The organism is Lentimicrobium sp. S6 (assembly GCF_013166635.1).
In the GTDB taxonomy this organism is placed as follows: domain Bacteria; phylum Bacteroidota; class Bacteroidia; order Bacteroidales; family UBA12170; genus UBA12170.
The window spans coordinates 37,814-62,146 of record NZ_JABKBZ010000028.1 but is presented as its reverse complement, the minus strand read 5'-3'; the positions used below and the strand labels follow the sequence as shown (position 1 = coordinate 62,146).

Genomic DNA, 24,333 nt, shown 5'->3' with positions numbered 1-24,333 from the left:
TGATGCTTAGTTATTCCTGATATATCTAAGGCTACATTGCGTATTAATCCTAACCCAATATATTTTCTAGCTAATTCTTTTTTCTCGCCCAGGCATACTTCTTTTTTAGCAGTTCTGTTTTTAAATGTCCTTCTAATTCTTTTTCTGCTAAGAGCTTTTTCAATAGAGCATTTTCTTTCTCCAACCGATTAATCTCTTTCAAATGTTCCGGTGTCATCCCATGGCGGAACCCTGCTTCGCCCATACTTTCAAACTTCGTCTTCCAAGAATAATATGTAGCGGGGTAAATCCCATGTTTCTCAAGAGTTATTTTTACTCCTTTTTCGGCTGCTTCTTTTATTAATTGAAGCTTTTCTTCTTTTGTAAACTTTCTTTTTTCTGTCATGATCGTACAAATTTATAGATTTCTAACTATAACTTTGTCCGATTGTTTAAGGGGCCAAAACATTAACACCCAAAGCAGACCGTTTTTGGAGCAAACTATTTTGTGAATTTGATTATTGTCTAAGCTACTTGAATCGTTAAACTCATGCCTAAATATTTTCACATGGTACCCATCGTATCTATTAAGCCCATCTAAAGTTCCAATCCAGATAAAACCTCTTTCATCTTCTACAATATCCGATACCCGACCTTGGCTCAACTTTTCATTCAAAGGAATTTTTTTGGCAGCGATAGGCTCTATTTTATAGCTTTTTCCTTTCTGTGCATAACTCATAGAGACATGTAAAAGTAATATTAGAAAAAACCCAAGCCATTTAGTATGATTACACCAAATCTTCAACCTTCCAAAATCGTTTAAGTAACATGCTCTCATAGATGATCTAAGGTAAGAAAAAAAGCCCAATGAGGGCTCCTTATTTTTGTTTAAATTTGACTAAACCTTTAAAAAGGACGAAGATGAAAAAAATAGTTGTTTTAAGCGGTGCTGGAATGAGTGCTGAAAGTGGCATCAGTACTTTTAGGGACTCCAATGGACTTTGGAGAAACTATAGAATGGAGGAAGTGGCAAGTCCCAATGCATGGGGGGAGAATATGGATTTAGTATTGGAATTTTATAATCTCCGTAGAAAACAATTATTTGAAGTAGAACCCAATAATGGGCACCAAGCTTTAGTGAAATTAGAAAAGCATTTTGATGTAGAAATTATTACACAAAACGTAGACGACCTGCATGAAAGAGCCGGCAGTTCCAGTGTTCTACACCTTCATGGAGAATTGAAAAAAGCAAGATCTACTGTTGATGAATCATTGGTTTATGCCCTCGACCACTGGGAATTAAAAAAAGGAGACCTCTGCCAAAAAGGGTCTCAATTAAGACCACATATTGTATGGTTTGGTGAGGCTGTTCCAGGGATTAGCCAAGCAGCTGAGATAGTTCGGAAAGCCGATATCATGCTTGTTATTGGAACGAGTTTAGCTGTCTATCCCGCTGCTGGCTTAATCAACTTTGCCAAAACCAATGCCCTCATTTATTATATCGATCCTAATGCTCAGGGGTATTCTTTTAAAAAAAATATAAGCTGCATAGCCAAAAAAGCAGGCGAAGGCTTACCAACACTAATTAACAACTTGATAAAGTGTGAAGTAGACCAAATAATAACATGAGAATTTTTAAGATCTTATAGCACCGAAAATAATTATATTTGCAGCAAATTTTATGGCAATGAAAAAACTATCTAGTCTATTATTAATCCTTGTATTAATAGGATCAATATCCTGTAAAAAAGATGAAACCAATACTCAATCAGAACAATTAGCTATAGATACTGAGTTAATAAATAAGTACCTAACTGAAAATGATCTTACTGCAAAGATGCATAGCTCAGGCCTACAATACATTATTTCGAAGGAAGGCAATGGAATTCACCCAAATAGTGGTAGTACTGTAACGGTTCAATATTCTGGTTATCTATTAGACGGAACTAAATTTGATAGTGGCACAGCAACATTTCCTTTGTCCAATGTAATACAAGGGTGGCAAGTTGGTATTCCTTTATTTAAAAAAGGAGGAAGAGGCAGGTTATTTATACCAAGTTATATGGGATATGGCATTTCAGGCTCCTCTAGTATCCCCGCAAATGCTCCTCTTATTTTCGATGTATACCTGATTAGTTTCCAATAATGAATATTATCATTCCCAAGAAATACCAAGCTCTTGCTTGGTTGATATTGATAAGCTCCATTGTCCGTATTATATTAGCCTATTGGATTGAAATGGGGAATGATGAAGTGTATTATTATACCTATGCCGCATATCCTGGATGGAGTCATTTTGACCACCCTCCAATGATTGGCTGGGTTATTCAATTGTTTTCTCTAGGCTCCTATCTTCAGTCGACTCTCTTAATGAGAGCCTCCTCCATTTTTTTTGCTGCTGTAAATACATGGTTGATCTTTGAGCTAGGTTGTAGGATAAAGAATGAAAAAACGGGTTGGTATGCAGCTATTCTCTATACTTCTTCGCTATACACTAGTCTAATTGCAGGTGTATTCATCATGCCCGATACTCCTCAGCTTTTCTTCTGGATTTTTTCTCTCTTTTTAATGATAGATATTCTTCCCGATAAGGATATGGTGAACTCCAATAAAAGACGTTTTTTACTCTTAGGTTTGACCATAGGCCTAGGAATGATTTCAAAATACACTACCCTCTTTTTATGGCCAGGTATTTTTCTATATATTCAATTTTATAATAGAAATTGGTTTAAAAGCCTGAGCTTGTATGCGGCTGGAATCATTAGTGTCATTGTATTCTCCCCAGTTTTAATCTGGAACTACATGCACCATTTTATAAGCTTCACCTTTCATGGTGATAGAGTGGGAATGGGGAGTCAAGGCATTCGTTTCGACTTTATTGGAACCGAAATTTTAGGTGAATTTCTTTACCAAAACCCAGTTGTATTTTTACTAGTGTGGATAGCAGTTATCTATGGGTGGAAAAATAAGGGAAGCTTTCTGGAAAAGAAGAAATTCCATTTCCTATTATTCCAATCTCTACCTATGATTGGAGTATTTTTATTTGTCTCTCTTTTTAGAAAAACCCTACCTCATTGGACTGGACCAGCTTATGTTAGTTTACTACTAGTGGGTGCTGCATTTCTAAGCAGAAAAAATAATGGCGAATTGAAAATGTTTCCTCCTATAATTAAAGCCTCAATTATAAGTATCTTCTTTATCTTGATTATAGGTGGAGCTCAAATTAATTATGGACTTTTTGATTTGAAAAAAATAATAGGAAATGACATTTCATTAGACATGTATGGTTGGAGACAAATGAAACAGCCATTCAAAGAAATTAAGGAGAAAGCAGAGCGCACCAAGATGATTCAAAAAGATGCCCCTTTAGTCAGCTTCAGATGGTTTCCGGCTGCACATTTAGATTATTATGTGGCTTTGCCTAACAATACCCATGTCTTAGGCTGGGGAAGCTTGGAAAGAATTCACAAATATGCTTGGATGAATGAAAAAAGAGGAGGCTATCAATTGGGAATGGACGCTTGGTTTATCAATATGGATAACGATTTATTCTCCATGGATTTCACAAAAGATCATTTTGAAACTGTTATTCCTTATGATACCATTTCAATAAGTAGAAGTGGTAAAATGGTAAAGCAAGCCTATGTTTATATCCTCAAGGATTTAAAGAAAATCCCTTATAATGATTTTCAGGCTTTCATGAAAAAGAATGAGGAAATAAAGAAATGAGGGAATAAGGGAATAATAAAAATTAGTTAAACCATTCAAACATTGCATCATTCAAGTAAAGCATCATTCACTCAATAAAAACTAAACCCTCTATTGAATAATAAGCTTTTGGATATTTCCTTTCTGATCTTTCACCAAATAAACACCACTTACTAATCCATCTAAATTAACTTCTTGCACCTGATATTCTTGGATTAATAATCTTCCATTAATGCTATAAATTTCAATATTGCTCTGATGACTAAGGAATAAACTTCCTCTAGAATTCGGATTTGGATAAATATTTAATGATTGATTAAACACATATTCATCTATAGCATCTACAATATTTGAAAAGCCTGGAGTAGGAATTGAATAGAATTTCCATACCTCCTCTCCATCAGCAAAACGACCTTGTGAGATATCAGTAGTTTGCTCCCCATAAACCAAAGTATCTAAAGGGAAATGTCCTGTATTATCGGCATCAAAAATCCCAATCTCTTCTCCGCTTTTGCTCAGCTTGAAATTAGTATGCTTGGTTCCTTTGTCCACATCGCCATCTGCCCAGAATAACACAAATTCGTCTGGCACTAAGGTAATACTTGGCATTCTCCATTTACTTTCATCACTTAAATTATCAGTAAGGTATTTATCTCCCAAATAAACTGGAGTATTATCGGCATTATATACTTCTATCCAATCGCTAGAATTACCATACTCATCAGTAATGGTGGTATCATTACTGGCCATAAATTCATTTATTTTCAATAAGGGCATTTGAGATTCACGATAATGATAGAGAATGGCATCGCAAGGTTGCAAAGTCAGATTTGTAGCACTCTTCGCTGCTAAAACCTGATAGCGAATTTGAGTTCCAATAGGTATTTCCTCAATTTCATTGGCAAAAACACCATCGCCTGCTTCTATATCACTGTGGTTTCCATCATCAAACATTTCAAGTTCTTCTTCTGCTCCATCATTTGCCGTAAATATAAGCTTAACGCTAGTTACTGCTTCTCTTACATAAGCTCTTACTCTTAAATCTTCACCTCCATCCTTGGCTTTATATCTCACATGATTGATCACAGCTTGTTCTTCAAAACTTTCTAATTGCTCTAAAGTGGACTGCTTTCGCGTTTCTATATAAGGAAAAAGCCCAACTGGGGTATGATCATCTATCCCATAATAATAGGAATTATTAAAATCATCTATAGAATATCCATAATCTAAAGGATAGTAAGGATCATTGGCCACATAGGGAGTAATCATTTCTTTAATGGCTAAGATTCTCTGTGTGAAATCCTCATTCACCACATTATTCATTAAATCAGAAGTATATTGGGTATAAATGGCTCTTAATTCCTCATTGGCTATCATTTTGGTATACAATGGTCGTGGCTCGCCATGCTTGGCCCAATCGTACATATCTCTAGTATTCCAATCACGACCCATCCAATCAATACCCAAAGTATTGTCTAAATCATAGGGGATGTATTCTATTCTATTGGAGGATGAATTATAATAAAGATAGAAGTTGTTTTTATTATATAATGGTCCATCCCAATTACCTAAAAATACATCTGTTGCAATTACTCGCAAATAATCATAAACATTGAATACCTTTTGAATTTCGCAGGCAAAAACTTCATTTGGCAATTGATTTAATTTGGTAATGAAATTGGCTATATCAGAATAATCATCTTCTGCCACATTGGTTTTTAAATCATAAGCCCTTCTATCGCCTTGCTCAAACTTATAACTATTGGGGTTCGTACCTTTATAATCCAAATCGGCTGGCCAAAGGCATTTATAAAGGTTTCCATTCATGTTTTCGAAACGAGAATCCACAAAAACCTCATCAATATGTTCTACTTGTATATAAAGTCCATAATAATTGCCATTAATATAAACCTCCACATGATTGGCTCTTGAACCTGGAATTCCAAAGCTATTCATTAAATCCCAGCCAATTTTAGATCTGATAATAGAAGGATCATTATGTTCCCCGTTGAGATTAATTTTCTCAAGTCCATAAAAGTCTCTTCCCGATTCAAAAGTATTGAATGATAATTTGAAAGACTTTTTCCAAGAGTTTCGAGAAGTATTTCCTCTTAACCTAAAACCCACATTACTCAATGTTTCTTGTAATGTATCAGTGGTAAATTTAAACTCGCATGTAAACTCCTCATAACTGTCTACATTCTCGTATATCCAGTCTAAAGTATCAGGATCTATGGTAATATCAACTCGAGGGACCATATCATCTCTAAATACGGGGCCTAAATCAGGGAATGCAGATTGTGATTGTAAAGTACTCACAGAAAAGAGCACAAGTAGGCTTAATAAAATTGCATAAATACGGTTCATATTCTTGGTCTAAATGGTGTATTGAAACTTTAGCAACATCGCTTTTTAGATTTCAATTCATAAAAAAGTTCCAGATTGCGAAAGTAAATGTATTAAATCGAAAGCAAAGATAATTGTTTTTAGGAAATGATATACAGGCTTATAAAAACAAAAAGCGCCACAAAACAAATGTTTTGTGGCGCTTTTATCAAAGTATTTTTATATTATAAAGCAGCTAATGCTTTTTCATAATCTGGCTCGTCTACAATCTCAGGAACTTGCTCAGTATATACTACTTTACCAGTCTCGTCAACTACAACAACTGCACGGCTCAATAAAGCTGCCAATGGTCCATCAGCTATTTCACAAGCATAATCTTTTCCAAAACTTCCATAACGGAAATCAGAAAGATTAATCACATCCTCTAAACCTTCAGCACCACAAAAACGTGCTTGAGCAAAAGGAAGATCTCTTGAAATACAAAGTACTTTAGTGTTTTCTAATTTACTTGCTTCTGCATTAAATTTTCTAACTGAAGCTGCACAGGTACCTGTATCTAAACTTGGGAAGATGTTTAATACTAATCTAACACCTTTATAATCTGCTAAGCTTTTCTCGCTTAAATCTACTGCTACTAATTTGAAATCTGAAACTTGCGTTCCAACTTTTGGTAAATCACCAACTGTATTGATTGCGTTACCCTGTAATGTTATTTGTGCCATAATTTTAATTTTTTTATTTGATGTGGCAAAAGTAAAACTAAAAATCCAATGTAAATTTTAAAAAAATCATAAATTTTGGAATCGTAATACCTAAATCTATCCAAATTTACTTATTCGTTCCAGTTCCTTTGGCTTTAGTATCTCCACTTCTCTCCCCTTAAAAGATACAATTCCTTCTTCTTCGAATTGTTTAAGATGTTTTGAAACACTTTCTCTACTAATTCCTACCAAATAAGAAATCTCATTTCTGGATAGGTGTAAATGAAAACAATTAGATTTATACACTTTCAATGAGAAATAGAGCAAGGCATCTGCTACCTTTCCATATATTTTCTTTTGATGTTGATTTACAAAACGATGAAAGGTATTTAAACTATCTCGGCTTACGGTTTCTAGAATTTTATAACTAAATTCCCCTTTTTCGTTTAATAGCTTTTTAAACACCTCTCTATCGAAGAAACAAATATCTACATCTGTTAAAGCTTTATATGAAAAATGATTAAGGCGATCTCCAAATAAGGAATGAAGACCCAAATAAGCTTGTTCATTAATTAACTTGATGATATATTCATGGTTACCAGTTTCAGTAGTTTGATATTCTTTCACCAGTCCCGATCTCAGATAGATGATATGTGAAGTTAGAGAACCTTCAGACATAATCATTTCACCTGCGTTAATACTGACCGCACTACATGTGGAGTTTAATACTTCTAGTTGACTGGGGTTTAAATACAATACAGAACTCGTAACCTTATCACAGTTTTCACAACCTGGATTCCTCATTTATAATTCGCTATTTCTTAAGAAATTTGTTTTGCACAATACGATATGCATTTGTTTTGCATATCGACATATAATCTGCAAATTTACTATATAAAATAGCTCAAATCCAAACAAGAAATAATCTGATTTTTCTAAATTTAGGTTCAATAATGTCCAATACAAGTTTCATATTAAAACCCCTTCTTCCTATTTCTTTGTCAAAACATCTGTCATTTTGATGCGAAGCGAGAAATCTTTAATAATTATTAGGATGCAATTATTTTAGGTTCTACAAGAATCGGCAACCAATCAAGTGAACGAATCTATACGTAGAGTTTTTTTAACCAAACCTACTGACCTGAACTAGTTTCTTTTTATCCAAAATTGTGATGGCTTTCCCATCCAAATCTATGATTTTATCATCCTTAAAATCCTTAAGAATTCGGGTTGCAGACTCGTTCGACATGGCAGTGAGTTCTGCTAAGTCTTTCCTAGAAAGATTAACAATAAATTGATCGGCTTTATATACTCTATTGGTTAAACAAAGAATAATATCGGCCATTCTACCATGTAATTGCTTCATCGTTAAGCTATAAAATCGATCATAGGTAAGTATCTGTGCTTCATTAGCTTGTGACAATAAGGCATATCCAAAACCCGGATTTCTCTTTGCAATGGTTCTGACTACATCCATATCGAACAAACAAGCATAAACATCTTCTAATGCTGCTACAGAATAATGAAAAATACTAGAAGTGGTCATTGATTGAATTCCGAGAAGACAGTCTGCCGGATTAATACATATGATCTGAACCTTGTTATCCTCTTCTAAATAGGATTTTGACAAACCTTCTTTGATATAAATCAAATGATTAGCAAAAGAACCTTGTTTACAAACATTTTCCCCTTTATTATATTTTACCTCAACCCTATGCTGATTTAATAATTCAATATCCTCAACAGTGAGTTCACAAGTTGAAAGATTTCCACAGAATGCTTCTAAACATTCTTTAGTATACACTGGTTTAGCCATAATTAATCCCTTCCTTTATCCAAATTTGCTGATGCGCTCGAGCTCAAGTGGTTTTAATATGTTTACAATTCGTCCCTTCATGGTGATTAGCCCCTCTTCCTCAAATTGTCTAAGTTGTTTGGATACGCTCTCCCTACTAGTCCCTATTAGATAGGAAATTTCATTTCTGTTTAAATGCAAATAAAAACTCTCACTGTTATAAATATTCTTTGAGAAATAGAGCAAAGCATCGGCTAACTTTCCAAATATTTTCTTCTGGTGCTGAGTTACAAAGCGGTGATAGGTATTTAAACTATCTCTACTCACAGCCTCTAATATTTTATACCCAAACTGCCCGTTTTCAAGCAAGAGGGTTTTAAATATGTTTCTATCTATATAACACACACTTACATCGGTAAGGGCGGTATATGAATAGTGATTATACTTATCTCCAAATAAAGAGTGTAAACCCAAATAAGCTTTTTCTTTAATCAAGTTCATGATATATTCATGTTTCGAATTCTCAACACGTTGAAATTCTTTAACTAATCCTGATCGTAGATAAATAATATGAGAGGTTAGTGAGCCTTCCGATAGAATCACATCACCCGCTTTTATAGTAGACTCATTGCAGGTAGAATTTTGCAATTCCAACTGAGTTGTACTTAAGTTTAGTGCTGCACAAGAGATTTTATCACACTTCTTACAATTTGCATTTCCCATTTATAGCGTCTTTATCACAATGTGATGTATTTCACATTATAAATACTGTTTGTGTTTTGATTAACAATATTATAAGTACAAATCTACTACATTTCACACCTTATTACCAAAATATTATTGCTGTTTTATGTGAGATTTTCCACATTTTCATATAGGGTTTATCACACCTTACAACCACTAGTCTCACACGAATACTATTGTTTGATAGGGTTTGAAGGTTGTATTTTTACCATATAATTAATTGAAGGTTGTGAAGAACAACACTTTATAAAATAGGAGGAGAAATGAAAAAGTTAATCGTGTTTTTATTAGTTGTTTCGGTAGTGCTTTTTGTAGATTATTTCATGATTTCCTTAGTTGGAATCTTTGCTAATCTCTGTGAGGCTGGATGTGGTTTTTATGAAAATTCTTTTGGAATAATCAGTTGGATAATCATTGGTTTATCAATGGGTTTATTGGCCATAACATATTTCAGAAAGGCTTTGAACTAAAAAAAGGGCTACTACTTAACATTCTACTAACTTATGAATGATCGCGCTTAAATAACGAAGTAAATTCTATTAAGTAGATAGCCCAAACAGTATTAAATAATTATCAAAATATTTCGTTTAACATCCTCCTTCATCAATTTCGTTTTCTACTCGCTGAACCGGAACAATCTGCATGGTAGGCTTATCCTCAAGTATCATAGGGTTTTCTACTTGATCACGAGCTTCCTCCATAATCATATAGAAATCATATTGAGCTTCCTCTAATAAATAAGCTTCCATAAGATCAGGATCAAAATCTGGAGATGCAACTAAATCATAGCCTCCCAACATTGTTTTTGCATTGGTATATCCAAGTTGATACATGAGCATCCAAGCTCCATTAGCCTGTATTTGACTATCACCATAGAAGACCACTATTAGACTATCTTGTTGTGCCTTTTGAAAAACCTCAATGTTGTCGTCCTCCAAAAGTTGGTTCATAGGTATATTTATCGCATCATCTAAATGACTTTGAAGGTATTTATACTCATCTCTCACATCAATAAATAAATATCCTGGCTCATTGTTTTCTATATAATCCAAAGCCTCATCAGGAAAAACTTCATTACTCATCTCAGCAAGCTCGTCCATAACATGACCCTCACATACATTAAAATAAATGCCAGGAGTATTTAAACTCATTAAACCAATGAGGATAATAGCTAAATAGCCTATGATGCTAACAGAAAGTCTCTTTGTTCTTTTTAATTCTTTCATCTTTTTATCGTTTAAAAATTATCAATTGACTTTTAGCAGCCTTCTTCTTCCTCTTCTTCCTCTTCCACCTTTTTAAGCTCAATCACTTGTTTAGCAGGTTTGGATTTCTTAACAGCAGCAGGTTTTGCATTTGTATTTTCAGGAGCAGTATATTGAACTACAGGAGCTGGCATTCCAAAGAATACGCTTGCCCCTTTTCTAAATTCATACAAGGCAATGGCATCATTTCCTTCTACTTCTTGAGGAGGCTCTGGAGTCATAATATGGTCGAACCAAGTATTAAGTCCACCTTCCATTACATATTGGCTTTCCATTTTGTTTCTTCTACACAATATCCATGCTTGATCTGCACTTAGTGTAGAATTACTATAGAAAACAATATCTTTAAATGGCAATAGAAGAGCCGCATTCAAGGAATCGTTCAACACCTCGTTTAGCGGAATATTGATAGCGCCAGGAATATGATATTCATCATATAAATCTGAGCTTCTCACATCTACTAATAAAATAGAAGGATCCCCTTGAATAATTCTTTCAGCGATATGATCAACTGAGAGGAATCTTTCACCACTATTTATTTCTAATAATAATAAATCAGGTCGAAAAGCATCTCTGTTTTGTTGTTTTGGAAGCAAAACCAAAACCAAAGCCATTGCTATAAATACGACTGATATGAATATATATCTTTTTGACATCGCTTTTCTTTTTAGTATTTAACTTTTTCAACGCTTTTTCTGATGATACTGAGCACATAGAAAACAACAACAGCAATGACCGCAAAAATCAAAGCAAACCAATCTGGTGCTATCCCTAAGCTTTCTTCTACTGTGATATGTCCTAAGTAATTGGCATAATAGAAATCACTGATGAGAGGAAAAATCTCACCAAAAAACAGGATGCCTAAAAAGGCACCACCAATAAATACCATACCATCAACCTTACCAATGGCTGCGGCCAAGAAACTTGTTCCTGGACAAAAGCCTGCAGCAAGAAATCCCAAGCCCATCAATGCCCCACCAGTAATGGTAGCACCCAAATAGGTTGGCACAACAAATAACTCAGTTCTATCAATCCAGCCAAAATAATCCATATATAATACTCCTATCAATGAAGTGATGGCTGCGGTCATAAATACTCTAATCATGGTAAAATCATAACCATAAAAAGAGCCCATGATTTTTCGGGAGGAAGAAAACCCACTAGATTCCATCACTATACCAAAGGCAATACCTATAAGCACAGCAAAAACATGATTCCATTCGGGCGATATTATTTCATTCGGAATTAAAGGTCCCATAATTTTTCTTTTTTGATGATTAAATCCATAATTTTCTAAAGAAATAAGCAAACAAATAGCCGGAGCCAAATATGCTTATCATAATAATAAGTCCACCTAAAGAGTTAGCCGCAAAGCCACTCAAAGCACCTCCGCTGGTACAGCCTCTTGCTAATTGAGAACCTCCTCCAAAAAGGAAACCTCCCAATAACACAAACCAGAGCCTAGTTTTGGCTGTAATCTTAGGTGAATGTTGGATTCTAATCTTTAGTCGGTTATTAACGGCACCAGAGAAAAAAGCTCCAGCAATAACACCCAACATTTGAAATACCAACCAAGTATTTAAAGGGCTTTTATCTCCTTTTAAAAATTTACTGAAATAGGCAGAATTCTCAGCATGTGAAGGAGCTACAGCATTCACTGTTGCCACTACAGCACTTTTTACTCCTCCGCTGGCTCCTATTCCTCGTCCACTTACATAAAATGAAAATATAACGATGAGGCCCAACAAGAAACCACCAAAATATGGATTCCAATAAATCCGTGTTTTTCTATCTTCTAATAAGAAATTCATAATTACAAATTTTAAATGAGTATTAATAGAGATATCTGGTTATCTGTCCGGCTTCCACCATCACAAATCTAAATATCAAGCCTCCCATCAACACCATGATTGCAGGAACGGCTACAGGTATTTTATAACCCATCAATTCGGCAATTTCTAAAGCTGCGGGGAATAATAATCCTAGGATAACTACAAACACCCAAAAAACAACAGTATATGCACCACCAAATAATAAAGCAGCAGCTTCCAGTTGTACACTCGGTCCGGCCATAAATCCCATCATCATATGAACAATAATGAAAAGCTCAATTCCAATTAAAACCAAATCGATTTTACTGAAGAGGAGTCTTTCTGCATGGTCTTTAGAGGTCCAGATAATCAATGCCGCAGCAGTGGATAATCCAGAGACTAAAAATAGAGGTCCTAAGATGGAGTTGTTCCATAGTGGACGAGCATTAAAGGCAGACAATAAAATTCCTGTATAAATACCTAAAATGATGCTCATAGGTAATAAAATCCAAGCCATCACTTTTCTGTACTTGGCAAACCACTCAATGGTATTTTCTATGATTGGAAACTTCCAATCCCAAGATGGAATCAACTCTTTGATATAGGTAGCTACCCAAACCATCGATAACGGTGTCACCAACATCAATACCCAAGCACCCCACGACATGGGAGACTCCAATCGAAGCGTGGTATAAAGCCGCCAAAAATATAGCTTATTGGTTAGGTCATAGAAAAGTGCCATTAAACCAACAACTAAGGCAATAGGAACAATAAAAGGAGCCCATTTTACAACGGTAGGCATTGTTTTCTCTTTTCCAAGAATAGTATAATAACTGGCAAAGAATAACAAACCGGCAGCCAGACCACCGAGAAAAAGATATACTGGAATAGGCCAATGCCATGCATGTAAATGAGGATCTATATTGGGTAAGTTTCTTCCACTTACAAATAATTCTTCTCTCATAATCAATAGGTTTTAGATTAAATAAAAGATTTGTGGTCCGGTACCTGCTTCTGGTGCCAAGGCCTTATACTTCCTGTTTTTCAAAGCCAGGCTAACATCGCTTCTTGGATTATCCAAATCACCAAAATAAATACAGTGAGTCGGGCAAACAGAGGTACAAGCGGTATTTAATCCTTTCTCCACTCTATGGTGACAGAAAGTACACTTGTCCACATGACCAGAAGGATGAGTATAACGAGCATCGTAAGGACAAGACTCAATACAAGCCGAACATCCAATACAAGCTTCTGGAGTAACTAATACAATCCCTCCTTCAATAATATGACTTGCTCCAGTTGGACAACAACGCACACAGGGTGAATTTTCACAATGATTACAACGCTCCGATCTCAACTCTACTTCTACCAATGGATAAGTCCCATCAACAGTTTCCGTTATCCAATCTCTACAATACCCAATAGGTACTTTATTCTCTGTTTGACAGGCTACCACACAGTCTGCACAGCCTACACATTTTAATGTGTCAATCGCCATTCCGTATCTCATGATTCAGCCTCCTCAGGTTTTTCAGTTAAAAATGTGACAAAATTGCCTCGCATTCCAGTACCTCCCATAATAGGATCGATACTTACATTGGTTATCATATCGGTATCACTAATTCCATGGCCAAAGGCTCTGGTGAGTTTACGGTTACTATGTCCGAAACCATGAACCATATAAACAGAATCCCATCGCATTCTCTCCGTAACACGAATTTTAATAGGAAACTCTGAAATAATACCATCTTGATTTTTTAAATATACCTCCTGCCCAGCAGAAAATCCCCAAACATTAGCTGTCTTCGGATTCATCCATAAAGAGTTTGTATCCATTAAATCGGATAAGTTGGCATTATTACTCGTACGACTAAAGGTATGCATAGGCGCTCTACCATAAATCAAACGATAAAAACCTGGATCTGGTTCAGGATGTTTAGTAAATACCGGCATAGGGTCGAAACCTAAAGCTGCTAATTCTGTACTATAAAGCTCTATTTTACCAGTATTGGTTTTCAATTTTATGGTTTCCCCATCTTGATAATAAGGAGAACCTGATTTTCTTGGGAAGTTTTTCACTCCCTTATGTTGCATTTCTTCTAATGAAGAACCCATTTGTTGTAATTGCCAATCAATAACTTCGCTATAATCATTATAATTGAAATAGTCACCCAAGCCCATTCTTTCACCCAGTTGTTTGGCTATCCACCAAGCAGGCTTAGAATCATACATCGGTTTTCTAGCTGGCATTCTTAAGGCAATAGAGGGAGTTCTGTTGGCAGCCGATCTGATGCCATCGTATCTTTCCAGATAAGTACATTCGGGTAAAACCACATCGGCATGCTGAACTATATCCATCGGCATAGTATCTACCACAGCAATAAACTCAACGGCTTCCATAGCTTTTTTAAGAATGGCCTTGTTTGGAATAGTCTTGGGAAGGTTAGTACCCGCAACAAGCCAAGCTTTAACTTGATGCTCTCCTGCTTCACTAGGAATACTTGCTCTAATAACTTCTTGAGTTAAACCCATTTTTGCCATAGGATAATCCTTGGCTAAATCTTTCCAATCCCACTTTGGATGAGGGTATTTTGGGTGAGGATATTTGGGTACGGAGATGCTTTCTTTCAAATAAAAGCCTCCTCGTTTTCCCCAAGAACCCAACAAACCATTCAGGATGGCTATAGCTCTTCCTCTTTGTGTATCATCTCCATACCAAGCCACATGTCTACCCGGATGAACAATGACTGCAGGAGCAGCATTTGCCATCTCATGAGCAGTCTTTCTTATCACATCAGGTTTAATGGTAGTATGTCCATAGGCCCATTCTGGGGTGAAGGTTTGAACGTGTTTTTTCAGTTCCTCGAAACCATGTGTATTTTGCTCTATATGTTTAGCATCATATAATTCATCATATATAATAACATGCATCCAAGCCAATAATAAGGCAATATCTGTGGAGGGTTTAATTGGAAGCCAATACTTAGATTTAGTAGCGGCGGTAGACATGCGAGGATCTACAGTTATAATACAAGAACCCTTATCAATAGCTTGCGCCATTTCCTGCACTTGACTATTATGCATATTCTCACCAATGTGTGAACCTATCAGCACCAAGCATTTTGTATCTCTAATATCTGTTGGTTCTGGTGAGCCTACCCATCCCCCAAATGTGGCAGCCCATCCTTCCTCTCTTGGTCCTCGACATTGAGCATAAGCAGGTTCACCTATGGTATCGGAACCAAAAGCTTTAAATAAATGCTCAAAATGTTTCCCAGGGGAGCCATGCTTTAATAAAGCTACCGAAGGAGCTCCATATTTCTCTTTAATACCAGAGAACTTAGAAGCAATTAGATCTAATGCTTCTTCCCAAGATGCTTCTTGAAAAATATCTCCATCTTCTTTTTTAACTCTTATGAGAGGTGTTTTTAATCGATCAGGATCACTAAACATTCCAACTCCACCTGTGCCTCTTGGGCATAGGCGGCCTTCGCAATGAGTGTCTTTTTCGTTACCAATTATTTTTTCAATACCACCCTCTTCATCTAAATATACCCAACCAGCACACTTCCAGAAACACACCTCACAATAAGTCGGGTATCTCTTCAGCTTTTTACCTTCTGAGCTCAAAACTTCTTCTCCTTTGCTGCTGTCGAAAACTGAGGCATTCACCAAGTTCCATGAGGAACCCAATGCCATAGCTCCGCCCACACCAAGTGCTGAAACTTTGATAAAATTTCTTCTACTTTTTTCCATAATAATCCTCCAAAGCCACTCGGAGAGAGTGGCAAATAAGTAAATATGAGCAGCTTGCTTTCACAAGCTACTCATGAGAAAATTCTACTTTTCTAACTTATGCTTTGTGATCCATTCCTGCTCTGCTCCATCATAAAGCTTCACATTTGGATAATCAAGAATATTTTTAAAAGCTACATATCCTACAGCACCACGTATAGATGTGATACAATAAAGGATGATAGTTTTATCGGAAGTTGCTCCTAATTTCTCAACCATTGCTTTTAAATCTGCAGCAGATTTATAAGCTTTGCTTTCAGTTAAAAAATCTTCATGGTTGATATTGATAGCGCCTGGAATATGACCATTGCTTTTTTCAGCAGTTCCGTTAAATTCATCGGCAGCTCTCACATCAATTAATACAACATTTGCATCATCTTTTGAAGCTTCAACATCGGCCATTAATGCTAAAATACTAGCATCAACACTTGGTGTAAAAGTGGTAGCTTTTCCTTTTGTAGGAGTACTTACTAAAACAAGACGAGCTTTACGCCATTCATCTTTATCTTTGTGTAAGATTTTCACATTTGGTGCTCCTAAATACTTGAGCAACCAATACATTCTTGTGGAGTATTTTTGAGAACCATTATCATAAAGAACAATGGTATTTGTTTCGCTAATTCCTGATTCGCCGAATAAAGTGGCTAAATCTTGAGGATTCAACATTAATCCTTTAATATCACCTTCTTGGTCAGTGCTTTTATAAGAAATTAAGATAGACCCTTTAAGATGATTTGCATTATAATTCTTCGCTTTGCCTGCGTGTACTGTTACTACGTTTTTATCTGATTTCACCAATGCTTTGTATTCTGCAGCGTTGATCATGTCAAGCTGTGCAAATACAGTTGGAAGTACAAATAAGAAGGCAATAACTATCGTGATATTTTTAAAAATCTGCTTCATTATTAAAAATTTTTGATGGTTATTATTTATAAAATTAATTTAGAATTTCACCTGAACTTGCATAACGAAGAAATCGTTATCTACTTCATGATAATCTGCAGGAATATCTCCACTTTCTTCAGAACGATAAACATAATTTAGTTGAACACGAGTCCATTCGTTAAAGAAGTAATTGATACCAAAGGTAACATCTTGCTGTTTGTCGTAATCTTTTTCGGTATTAGGATCATAACTTTCGTACTTTACAATAGGCTGCAAATTCCAAGGTGTCATATAACCAACTAAAGCCATATAACCATTTCTTTTAGAATCACCTTCAACAAGAGTAGCTTCTTCACCACAGCCACCTCCTACCCAAGAGGATCCTTTATCACTTCCGTCAATATATTCTGCTTGAAACAATACATTGTATTTCTCAAAAGAAAGATCTACACCCCAACGCGATTTTTCGTTTGGAATAGGATCTTCTACCACAACACCTGTTGTATCTGCTATCAATTCTTTTCCGAACTTATAAGAAGCACCAATACTAAGTCCTTCAATAGGCGTAATGATAATTCTTCCTGTAATATCCTTGAATTTGTCAGTATCAAACTTATTTAAACCAGTACCATTTGTGATGGCCACACGATATTGAACTAAATCTTTTATTGGAAGTAATTCTCCAGTAGAACCTAAAAACATAATACCCAAATCACGGAAAGGACTGGCCAATTCATTAACAATTCTAGATCTGTTTACTGTATGTAAACTCTGACAAGGGGTAGTTAATTCCAATCCAAAAGGAGATTTAAACTGTCCCGCAGAAACTATCAAATACGGATCGAATCTCTTATATGAAATAAATGCATCTAAAAGATAAGGACCACCTAATGTTGGGCTTAATTCTGCCATTACATAATAGGAGAAGTCATAAGGAATATTTCCAACAACACCAATTCGGGCTCGATTGAAATAGAAACTATTATTTGATTCTAACCCATGCATAGGCTTAACATCATCTCCCAAAAACTGGTATTCGAATTGAGGTTGGATATAACCTACAACTTTAACACCTTCGTCACTATCAGAACCCATACATCCTTGTGCAAAAGACAAAGAGGGAAACATAAGTATTAACGCTAATATTGCGATATAAAATTTCTTCATTTTCTTATTTTTTATGATTTGAATCTAAAAAGAAGGGAGAATAATTTTTCTCCCTTCGACTTTGAATCTTTATTTAGTTACCAAAGGATAATCTTTGGTTTCTTCGCTTGAGAATTTATGAGTTTCTAAATTATCATAAATCATTCCATTAGTTCCAAACAATAAACTCTTACTATCGTAACCCAAAACCTTAAGATATGCAGTTAACATAGAAGATGTTTGACCTGTCCAGCAATAAGATACTACTGTTGCATTTGGATTTAAGAATTGATATTCATCACCTGCTAATGTAAGAGGCTTTACTCTACGTGCTCCAGTAATATTACCATAATGCTCTACATCTGTAGCATCCCAAAAATTATTAATAAAATAATTGGTTGGTGTGGCCAAAACATCTGTATTAGTTACTTTATTCATTCCAGTTAATAATACTTGAACCTGATTTGCTAATATAGCAGCTCCATCAGTTAATTCCGTATCAATTAAAGGATCACCATAATTTACATTCTCCGTAATAGCACCTGGAGCATCTGTCCAACTTTCACTTTCAGTACCAGCATTACCAGTGTTATTTGCCCAAGAAGCAGAAGTAGCTGCATTCCAAGAACTCATTCCCCATTTCATTAATTTAGCATCAGGATATCCACTTAAACGAAGCGCCATTGCAGCATGTCCGGCAGTCTGTCCAGTATAACAAGCAACAACGATAGTTTTTCCACCTGCATTTTCTGCTGTTGTAAGAACATCTGCCAAAGTAGAATTTACAGCGCCATCAATATGTCCTTCACCAAAATGAACATCACTTCTAATGTCAATTACATAATAATCATTTGTTGCATCAGCATCTGTCATTTTATCATAAACATCAGTAGAAGAAGTAATCCAACCTGCAGCTAAAACTTCAGTTACATCCATTGAGTTATCAATTAAATATTGCTTCAAAACTGGGAAACCATTAGTAACAGGAGTAGAAGTTTCTAATTCATATCCCATAATCTCACCATCGCTATATTTATGACTTTCGAGCTCACTATAAATCATTCCATTGGTACCAAATAATAAACTTCTACTATCATAACCTAAAACTTTTAAATAAGCAGTAACCATAGAAGAAGTTTGTCCAGTCCAGCAATAAGTAACGACTGGTGCATTAGGATCTAAATTTAAATATTCACCATCAGCTAAGCTCAAAGGATTAACCCTATAAGCACCAGCTACATGACCATAATGTTCTACATCTGTCAAAGCCCAGTAATTATTTACAAAATAATCAGATGGAGCAGCTAAAACATCAGTGTTTTTAGCCATATTCATACCACCTGTTAGTAAAGCAGTAACTCTTTCTGCTAAGATACCAGCACCATCTTCAGCGCTTGTAATTAGATTAGGAGTAGAGAATGTTTGGTTTGGTGTGATAGCATCAGGGAAAGACCAGCTTGCGTTTCCTACAGCAATAGATCCTGTATTATCTTGCCAGCTTGCTGCAGTTTGAGCATTCCAGCTACTCATACCCCACTTTAACACTTTAGCATCAGCATATCCGCTTAATCTTAAAGCCATTACAGCATGCCCTGCCGTTTGGCCAGTATAACAAGCCACAATAATTGGTTTACCATTGGCATTAGCAGCTTCATTTAATATCCCAGCTAAAGTTGAATTAACAGCTCCAGGGATATGACCAGCAGCATAATGTTCTGCACTTCTAATATCAATAATATGTAAAGATGCCATATTTGGATATATAGCTTCGGCTGTAGTAATCCATGAACCTAATACATCAGGTAAATCCATAGTATTATCTACCAAATATTGCTTTAATATTTCAAAATTGTTGGTTGCCGGAACCGGAGTCGGTTCATCCTTTTTACATGCGCTTAAAAATAAAATCGCGATCATTCCTATTAACAAGGAAAACTTCATAAAATTTTTCATAAGTAACTTTCTTTTTGTTTATGTTACAAATCTATCTATTGTTATCCTAGTAACAGAAAAACTGACATGGTAATTCCACATGAAAAAACAAGGCATATCCATTCTAAAAAACTGATTTATATCAAGTTTTTATATGCAGAAAATCACATATGTTCTTTTTTTTACTATTTTTGCTAGTCTAAAATAAACCTATAATTATGACAGAAACCATAGCAGCTCCCAGTTGTATAGTTAACACTTCACACTTTAATTGGTTCGATTCTCTTACCGAAGAGGAGGCCGCTTTATTGTCAGCAAACAAGAGAGATGTTAAATTTAAAAAGGGTGAGGTTATAGCCAAACAAGGCTCCTTTGCCTCTCATGTTGTTTTCTTAAAAGAGGGTCTGGTAAAAGTATATTTAGAGGGAAACCAAAAAGACTTAATTCTTAAGATTGTGCCAGACAATCATTTTGTAAGTCTCTCTTCTATTTTTGATGGAAACGACACCTTTATATATAGTGTATCTACCTATGTGGAATCTACAGCAACACTGATCAGTGTTGATATTTTCAAACAATTGGTTAGAAAAAATGCAAAATTCGCCACTCAAATCATCAACTTATTAAATTCTAATACAGCTCAAATTTATGGTAGATTTTACTGTATTTCTAGAAAACAATCTCATGGAAGAGTAGCAGATATCATTTTATGCTTGGCTGAAAACGTCTTTAAAAAAGGCAAATTCAAATTAAATATAAGCAGGAACGATTTGGCTGACTTAACAGGCCTCTCTTCAGAAAGTGTGATCAGAATATTCAAAGAATTTAAAGAAGAAAAATTAATTGATGTGGATGGCAAAATGATTAGTGTCCTCAATTTTGATAAATTGAAAGAAATCAGCCTTTATGGTTAGAATTTAATAATTTCCATATGGATCGGCGCTTATTTTTTAAAAGACTTAGTTTAGCAATGCTCTTTCCTGCAGCATTGCTATCTTTCTTTTCCATAAAAAGGCAAAAACATATTCAATCGAAAAACCAATTATTTATTGAGGAGGCTAAACTAATAGACAAGCAATTCCTTGAAGGGGTATTTGTAAGAATAGAAAACGAGCAAGTATCATTTTACTCTGCACAATGCAGCCACCTGGGTTGTCATATCAATCAAATAAAAGAGGGAGTATTAATATGTCCTTGTCATGGTTCAGAATATGATGTCAATGGCCATGTTATAAATGGCCCTGCCACCAAAAATCTCAAATCTCTGAAATATGAGTATCTTGCAGATGAAAAGAAATACCTCATCTATAAAAACACATAAATGAATTCGCTGATCAAGAGATTCCTTGGGTTTTCCTTCGGACAATGGTCTATTGCCATGCTGATGATTTGTTTGTTTTCAGGAGTTTTCCTGATCATCCCTTATGATGTGAATCAGCCTTATCAATCCATTATCAGTTTTAGTATACAAAATTCATTTGCATTATTTTTCAGAAACCTACACTATTGGAGTAGTCAACTCTTTTTAATCTTCACTATCCTTCATTTCATTGATCATTTGATTCAAAAATCAGAATCCAAAATAAAACATGGGCTATGGTTTAGACTTGTGATAAGCATATTGATTATTTACTTAGTGATGCTTTCCGGTTTCCTATTGAAAGGTGATGCCGATAGCAAACAAGCTTGGGAAATCCTCCATTTCTTAAGTTCTTCTATTCCATATATAGGAGATAGCATTGCCTATTTCTTATTGGGTGATCAGACTACCAATCTGTTGATTCCCTATATGCATCACGTGGCAACCTTTAGCATCATCATTATATTCATCATTTTCGAACATGCCAAGCAAATCTGGCCAAGAGGATTAGTTTTTGTCATTTCTTTGATGTTTTTAGCTTTACTGTCTTCTTTTTTCAACGCACCACTGCATCAAGGATTAGATGCTACTTTAAAAGGGCCATGGTATTTTGTCGGGCTACAAGAGATATTGCATTGGATGGGGGAACCGGCTTGGTCTTTATTTTTTATTGGCCTAATCATACTCCTGCTTTATATATTGAAATTTATTCCTAGTAAATTTAAAAAATACACCACTGTTTTCTTCATCTCACTATCTATCATCTACTTATCCCTAACCATTATCGGTTTTTATTTTAGAGGAGAAAATTGGAAATGGGAAAACCAAATCAATAAGGATACTGAATATTTTGAGCCCTATAATATATGGAGGGGAATGGAGGAGCCTAATGGACCCGATTCTGACATTCAAAGTAAAGAATCTTGCATGTGGTGTCATGGTGAGGTTAGTGGCTTTGTCATATCACATGATGTGCAAGCCATAGGCTGTGCTTCTTGCCATTTGGGGAATAGATTAAGTACTGATAAAGATATTGCACACCAAGGCATGGTATTATTTCCCGGAAATCTTTCCAATGCTAAGCAAACCTGTGGAACAAGTGAATGTCATCCCAATGAATTAGAGCATATTAACAATTCGCTGATGACGAGTAATAGTGGATTGGTGGCTGTGGATAAATTTGTGTTTCATGAATCTAACAATCTCGATGCTCGATATCATATTGAAGAAATAGGCCATTCTCCTGCAGAAACCCACATTAGAAACCTGTGTGCCAATTGTCATTTGGGAAAAGAAAAAACAGAAACTGGCCCTATCCATGAAAAGTCGAGAGGAGGAGGCTGTTTAGCTTGTCATCTCCAATACTCAGATACACAATTGGCTTCTCATCAAGCACTCTCAAATGGCAAAGCTTTAGACAGTATCCTCAATTATCAACATCCTCAACTCAATATACAAGTAGATAATGGAAAATGTTTTGGTTGCCATAGCCGCTCTGGAAGAATTTCTACCAATTACGAAGGATGGCATGAAACATTAATTTCCCATAAGGATTATGTAAAAACAGATAGCCTTCGTTTACTAAATGATAAAAGGGTATTCGAAATGATAGAAGCTGATGTTCATCATAAAGCGGGCCTACAATGCATCGATTGCCACCTTTATCAAGGAGTAATGGGGGATGGTAAAAAATATGCACATCAGGAGCAAGCGGTAAAAATACAATGTATAGATTGTCACAGTAAGGCCTTTACTTCAACGACCAATTACGAAGATCTAAATAGAGAAGAGAAAAACGTATTCGATTTAAGGGAATATATAAACTCAGAGCTAGGAATAATAAAAACCCTGAACGATAATGTAGCCGTTTTAAACTCAAGAGTACTTAATGAAAATGAAGCCTATTTATTAGGGAAATTCACCGAAAAACAACATCCTCTAAATCCTCCAGCTGAAGTCTGTACCGCCGAGGCTCACAAAAACGTAAGTTGTTCTCTTTGTCATAGCTCTTGGGTTCCTCAATGTTTAGGATGTCATAATGCCTATGATTCAGAGGATGAAATGGCTTATGATTTACTCGACAGAAAGAAAATTCAAGGAGAGTGGAACGAGTTTATTGGGAAGTATTTCCATGAAGCGCCAGTTATTGGAGTGAGAGAGCATGGCAATAAGCTCATATACGAATCTGCTGCACCAGGAATGATTATGACCATTGATACGGCCAGTTTTTATAATAGAAAAGGCGCTCATGCTTTTCATAGATTATATGCTCCAGTAAGCCCACACACCACACAATCCAAAGGCAGAGATTGCAAGTCTTGCCACCTCAATTCTTTAGCTCTAGGATTTGGTAGAGGAGATTTAAGATTAGATTTCCAAAAAAACCAATGGGTATTCAATCCAAGCTTTGCAAATTCTAAATATGATGGCTTACCAGAAGATGCTTGGACAAGTTTTATAGACCAAAAAGAAATGAGAGGAAAATCTACCAGAAGTGATTTTAGATCCTTGAATCAGGAAGAACAAAACAAAGTTCTAAAAATAGGCGCTTGTCTCTCTTGTCATTCTGAAAATTCTACAGTAATAAAAGCTAGTTTAAGACAAAATTTTGAGGAGCTTGTAAAATCTCGTCCAGCAGTTTGTAAGATTCCGCATTAATTCTCCCTCAAATCCTCTCCATTTCCCTTTCTTAAAACCAGTCTAAAAACGCCTCATATTACATTGACTGTTTGTAGATTAGAGGGAAGAAAAACATCTCAAAACCAATACTTTTGCGCATTGTATTTTTAATGGGAACTCCACAACAAATTTAAACTTGATTTATATCAAGTTTTATTTGATTTAATCTTGATTTTAAACCTATGTA

24 protein-coding genes are annotated in these 24,333 nt (G+C 35.5%); 7 read left to right on the top strand and 17 right to left on the bottom strand.

Annotation, left to right across the window (positions count from 1 at the left end):
• Positions 1 to 70: 70 nt before the first annotated feature.
• A complete protein-coding gene (locus tag HNS40_RS10980) occupies positions 71 to 385 on the bottom strand; it encodes a transposase (RefSeq protein WP_172280718.1) in 315 nt (104 codons plus the stop codon).
• 12 nt (positions 386 to 397) lie between these two features.
• Positions 398 to 718, bottom strand: a complete 321-nt coding sequence (locus HNS40_RS10975) for a two-component regulator propeller domain-containing protein (protein WP_172280715.1) — start codon at positions 716 to 718, stop codon at positions 398 to 400.
• A gap of 182 nt (positions 719 to 900) precedes the next feature.
• Here HNS40_RS10975 and HNS40_RS10970 point away from each other — a divergent pair, with 182 nt between their 5' ends.
• Genes HNS40_RS10970 through HNS40_RS10960 form a run of 3 tightly spaced genes read left to right on the top strand, consistent with a single transcriptional unit; the run spans position 901 to position 3,708 of the window.
• Positions 901 to 1,608 (top strand): NAD-dependent deacylase, encoded by a 708-nt coding sequence (locus tag HNS40_RS10970; RefSeq protein WP_172280713.1) that lies wholly within the window; start codon positions 901 to 903, stop codon positions 1,606 to 1,608.
• Between the two features lie 58 nt (positions 1,609 to 1,666).
• Positions 1,667 to 2,125: an FKBP-type peptidyl-prolyl cis-trans isomerase gene (locus HNS40_RS10965; RefSeq protein WP_172280711.1), complete on the top strand. Its 459-nt coding sequence runs from the start codon at positions 1,667 to 1,669 to the stop codon at positions 2,123 to 2,125.
• The gene (locus tag HNS40_RS10960) at positions 2,125 to 3,708 is read left to right on the top strand and encodes a glycosyltransferase family 39 protein (RefSeq protein WP_172280709.1); all 1,584 of its coding nucleotides are present in this window, start codon (positions 2,125 to 2,127) and stop codon (positions 3,706 to 3,708) included. Before HNS40_RS10965 ends, HNS40_RS10960 begins: the two co-directional genes overlap by 1 nt.
• 90 nt (positions 3,709 to 3,798) lie before the next feature.
• Here the strand turns inward: HNS40_RS10960 and HNS40_RS10955 are convergent, their stop codons facing one another.
• The 5 genes from HNS40_RS10955 to HNS40_RS10935 form a co-directional block, all read right to left on the bottom strand.
• Positions 3,799 to 6,054, bottom strand: coding sequence for a CotH kinase family protein (locus tag HNS40_RS10955; protein WP_172280706.1), 2,256 nt, complete (start codon positions 6,052 to 6,054; stop codon positions 3,799 to 3,801).
• Between the two features lie 203 nt (positions 6,055 to 6,257).
• A complete protein-coding gene (gene tpx, locus HNS40_RS10950) occupies positions 6,258 to 6,755 on the bottom strand; it encodes a thiol peroxidase (RefSeq protein ID WP_172280704.1) in 498 nt (165 codons plus the stop codon).
• A 96-nt stretch (positions 6,756 to 6,851) separates the two neighbouring features.
• On the bottom strand, positions 6,852 to 7,538 hold the full coding sequence (locus HNS40_RS10945; protein ID WP_172280702.1) for a Crp/Fnr family transcriptional regulator: 687 nt from the start codon (positions 7,536 to 7,538) through the stop codon (positions 6,852 to 6,854).
• Between the two features lie 319 nt (positions 7,539 to 7,857).
• A complete protein-coding gene (locus HNS40_RS10940) occupies positions 7,858 to 8,550 on the bottom strand; it encodes a Crp/Fnr family transcriptional regulator (protein ID WP_172280700.1) in 693 nt (230 codons plus the stop codon).
• A 15-nt stretch (positions 8,551 to 8,565) separates the two neighbouring features.
• Positions 8,566 to 9,252 (bottom strand): Crp/Fnr family transcriptional regulator, encoded by a 687-nt coding sequence (locus HNS40_RS10935; protein WP_172280698.1) that lies wholly within the window; start codon positions 9,250 to 9,252, stop codon positions 8,566 to 8,568.
• A 284-nt stretch (positions 9,253 to 9,536) separates the two neighbouring features.
• Here HNS40_RS10935 and HNS40_RS10930 point away from each other — a divergent pair, with 284 nt between their 5' ends.
• Entirely contained in the window at positions 9,537 to 9,743 is a 207-nt protein-coding gene (locus tag HNS40_RS10930) for a hypothetical protein (protein WP_172280696.1), read from the top strand.
• Between the two features lie 117 nt (positions 9,744 to 9,860).
• Here HNS40_RS10930 and HNS40_RS10925 read toward each other — a convergent pair whose 3' ends face one another.
• From HNS40_RS10925 to HNS40_RS10880, 10 genes are all read right to left on the bottom strand, one after another.
• A complete protein-coding gene (locus HNS40_RS10925) occupies positions 9,861 to 10,499 on the bottom strand; it encodes a rhodanese-like domain-containing protein (RefSeq protein ID WP_172280694.1) in 639 nt (212 codons plus the stop codon).
• A gap of 32 nt (positions 10,500 to 10,531) precedes the next feature.
• On the bottom strand, positions 10,532 to 11,194 hold the full coding sequence (locus HNS40_RS10920) for a rhodanese-like domain-containing protein (RefSeq protein ID WP_172280692.1): 663 nt from the start codon (positions 11,192 to 11,194) through the stop codon (positions 10,532 to 10,534).
• 11 nt (positions 11,195 to 11,205) lie between these two features.
• Positions 11,206 to 11,796, bottom strand: a complete 591-nt coding sequence (locus HNS40_RS10915; RefSeq protein ID WP_172280690.1) for a YeeE/YedE thiosulfate transporter family protein — start codon at positions 11,794 to 11,796, stop codon at positions 11,206 to 11,208.
• 19 nt (positions 11,797 to 11,815) lie between these two features.
• Positions 11,816 to 12,349 carry a YeeE/YedE thiosulfate transporter family protein gene (locus tag HNS40_RS10910; RefSeq protein WP_172280688.1) on the bottom strand — a complete coding sequence of 178 codons (534 nt, stop codon included), beginning with the start codon at positions 12,347 to 12,349 and terminating at the stop codon, positions 11,816 to 11,818.
• A gap of 22 nt (positions 12,350 to 12,371) precedes the next feature.
• Positions 12,372 to 13,313, bottom strand: a complete 942-nt coding sequence (gene nrfD / locus HNS40_RS10905; RefSeq protein WP_172280686.1) for an NrfD/PsrC family molybdoenzyme membrane anchor subunit — start codon at positions 13,311 to 13,313, stop codon at positions 12,372 to 12,374.
• A gap of 12 nt (positions 13,314 to 13,325) precedes the next feature.
• The gene (locus HNS40_RS10900) at positions 13,326 to 13,859 is read right to left on the bottom strand and encodes a 4Fe-4S dicluster domain-containing protein (protein WP_172280684.1); all 534 of its coding nucleotides are present in this window, start codon (positions 13,857 to 13,859) and stop codon (positions 13,326 to 13,328) included.
• The gene (locus HNS40_RS10895) at positions 13,856 to 16,105 is read right to left on the bottom strand and encodes a molybdopterin-dependent oxidoreductase (RefSeq protein ID WP_172280682.1); all 2,250 of its coding nucleotides are present in this window, start codon (positions 16,103 to 16,105) and stop codon (positions 13,856 to 13,858) included. The genes HNS40_RS10900 and HNS40_RS10895 overlap by 4 nt, the downstream gene beginning before the upstream one ends.
• An 84-nt stretch (positions 16,106 to 16,189) precedes the next feature.
• On the bottom strand, positions 16,190 to 17,047 hold the full coding sequence (locus HNS40_RS10890) for a sulfurtransferase (protein ID WP_172280680.1): 858 nt from the start codon (positions 17,045 to 17,047) through the stop codon (positions 16,190 to 16,192).
• 39 nt (positions 17,048 to 17,086) lie between these two features.
• A complete protein-coding gene (locus HNS40_RS10885; protein WP_172280677.1) occupies positions 17,087 to 18,196 on the bottom strand; it encodes a porin in 1,110 nt (369 codons plus the stop codon).
• A gap of 69 nt (positions 18,197 to 18,265) precedes the next feature.
• Positions 18,266 to 20,128, bottom strand: coding sequence for a rhodanese-like domain-containing protein (locus tag HNS40_RS10880; protein ID WP_172280675.1), 1,863 nt, complete (start codon positions 20,126 to 20,128; stop codon positions 18,266 to 18,268).
• A gap of 197 nt (positions 20,129 to 20,325) precedes the next feature.
• On the opposite strand from HNS40_RS10880, the gene HNS40_RS10875 reads away from it, so the two are divergent.
• Genes HNS40_RS10875 through HNS40_RS10865 form a run of 3 tightly spaced genes read left to right on the top strand, consistent with a single transcriptional unit; the run spans position 20,326 to position 24,125 of the window.
• The gene (locus HNS40_RS10875) at positions 20,326 to 21,021 is read left to right on the top strand and encodes a Crp/Fnr family transcriptional regulator (protein WP_172280673.1); all 696 of its coding nucleotides are present in this window, start codon (positions 20,326 to 20,328) and stop codon (positions 21,019 to 21,021) included.
• 17 nt (positions 21,022 to 21,038) lie between these two features.
• Positions 21,039 to 21,428, top strand: coding sequence for a ubiquinol-cytochrome c reductase iron-sulfur subunit (locus HNS40_RS10870; protein ID WP_172280671.1), 390 nt, complete (start codon positions 21,039 to 21,041; stop codon positions 21,426 to 21,428).
• Positions 21,429 to 24,125 carry a hypothetical protein gene (locus HNS40_RS10865; protein ID WP_172280669.1) on the top strand — a complete coding sequence of 899 codons (2,697 nt, stop codon included), beginning with the start codon at positions 21,429 to 21,431 and terminating at the stop codon, positions 24,123 to 24,125.
• Positions 24,126 to 24,333 lie beyond the last annotated feature (208 nt).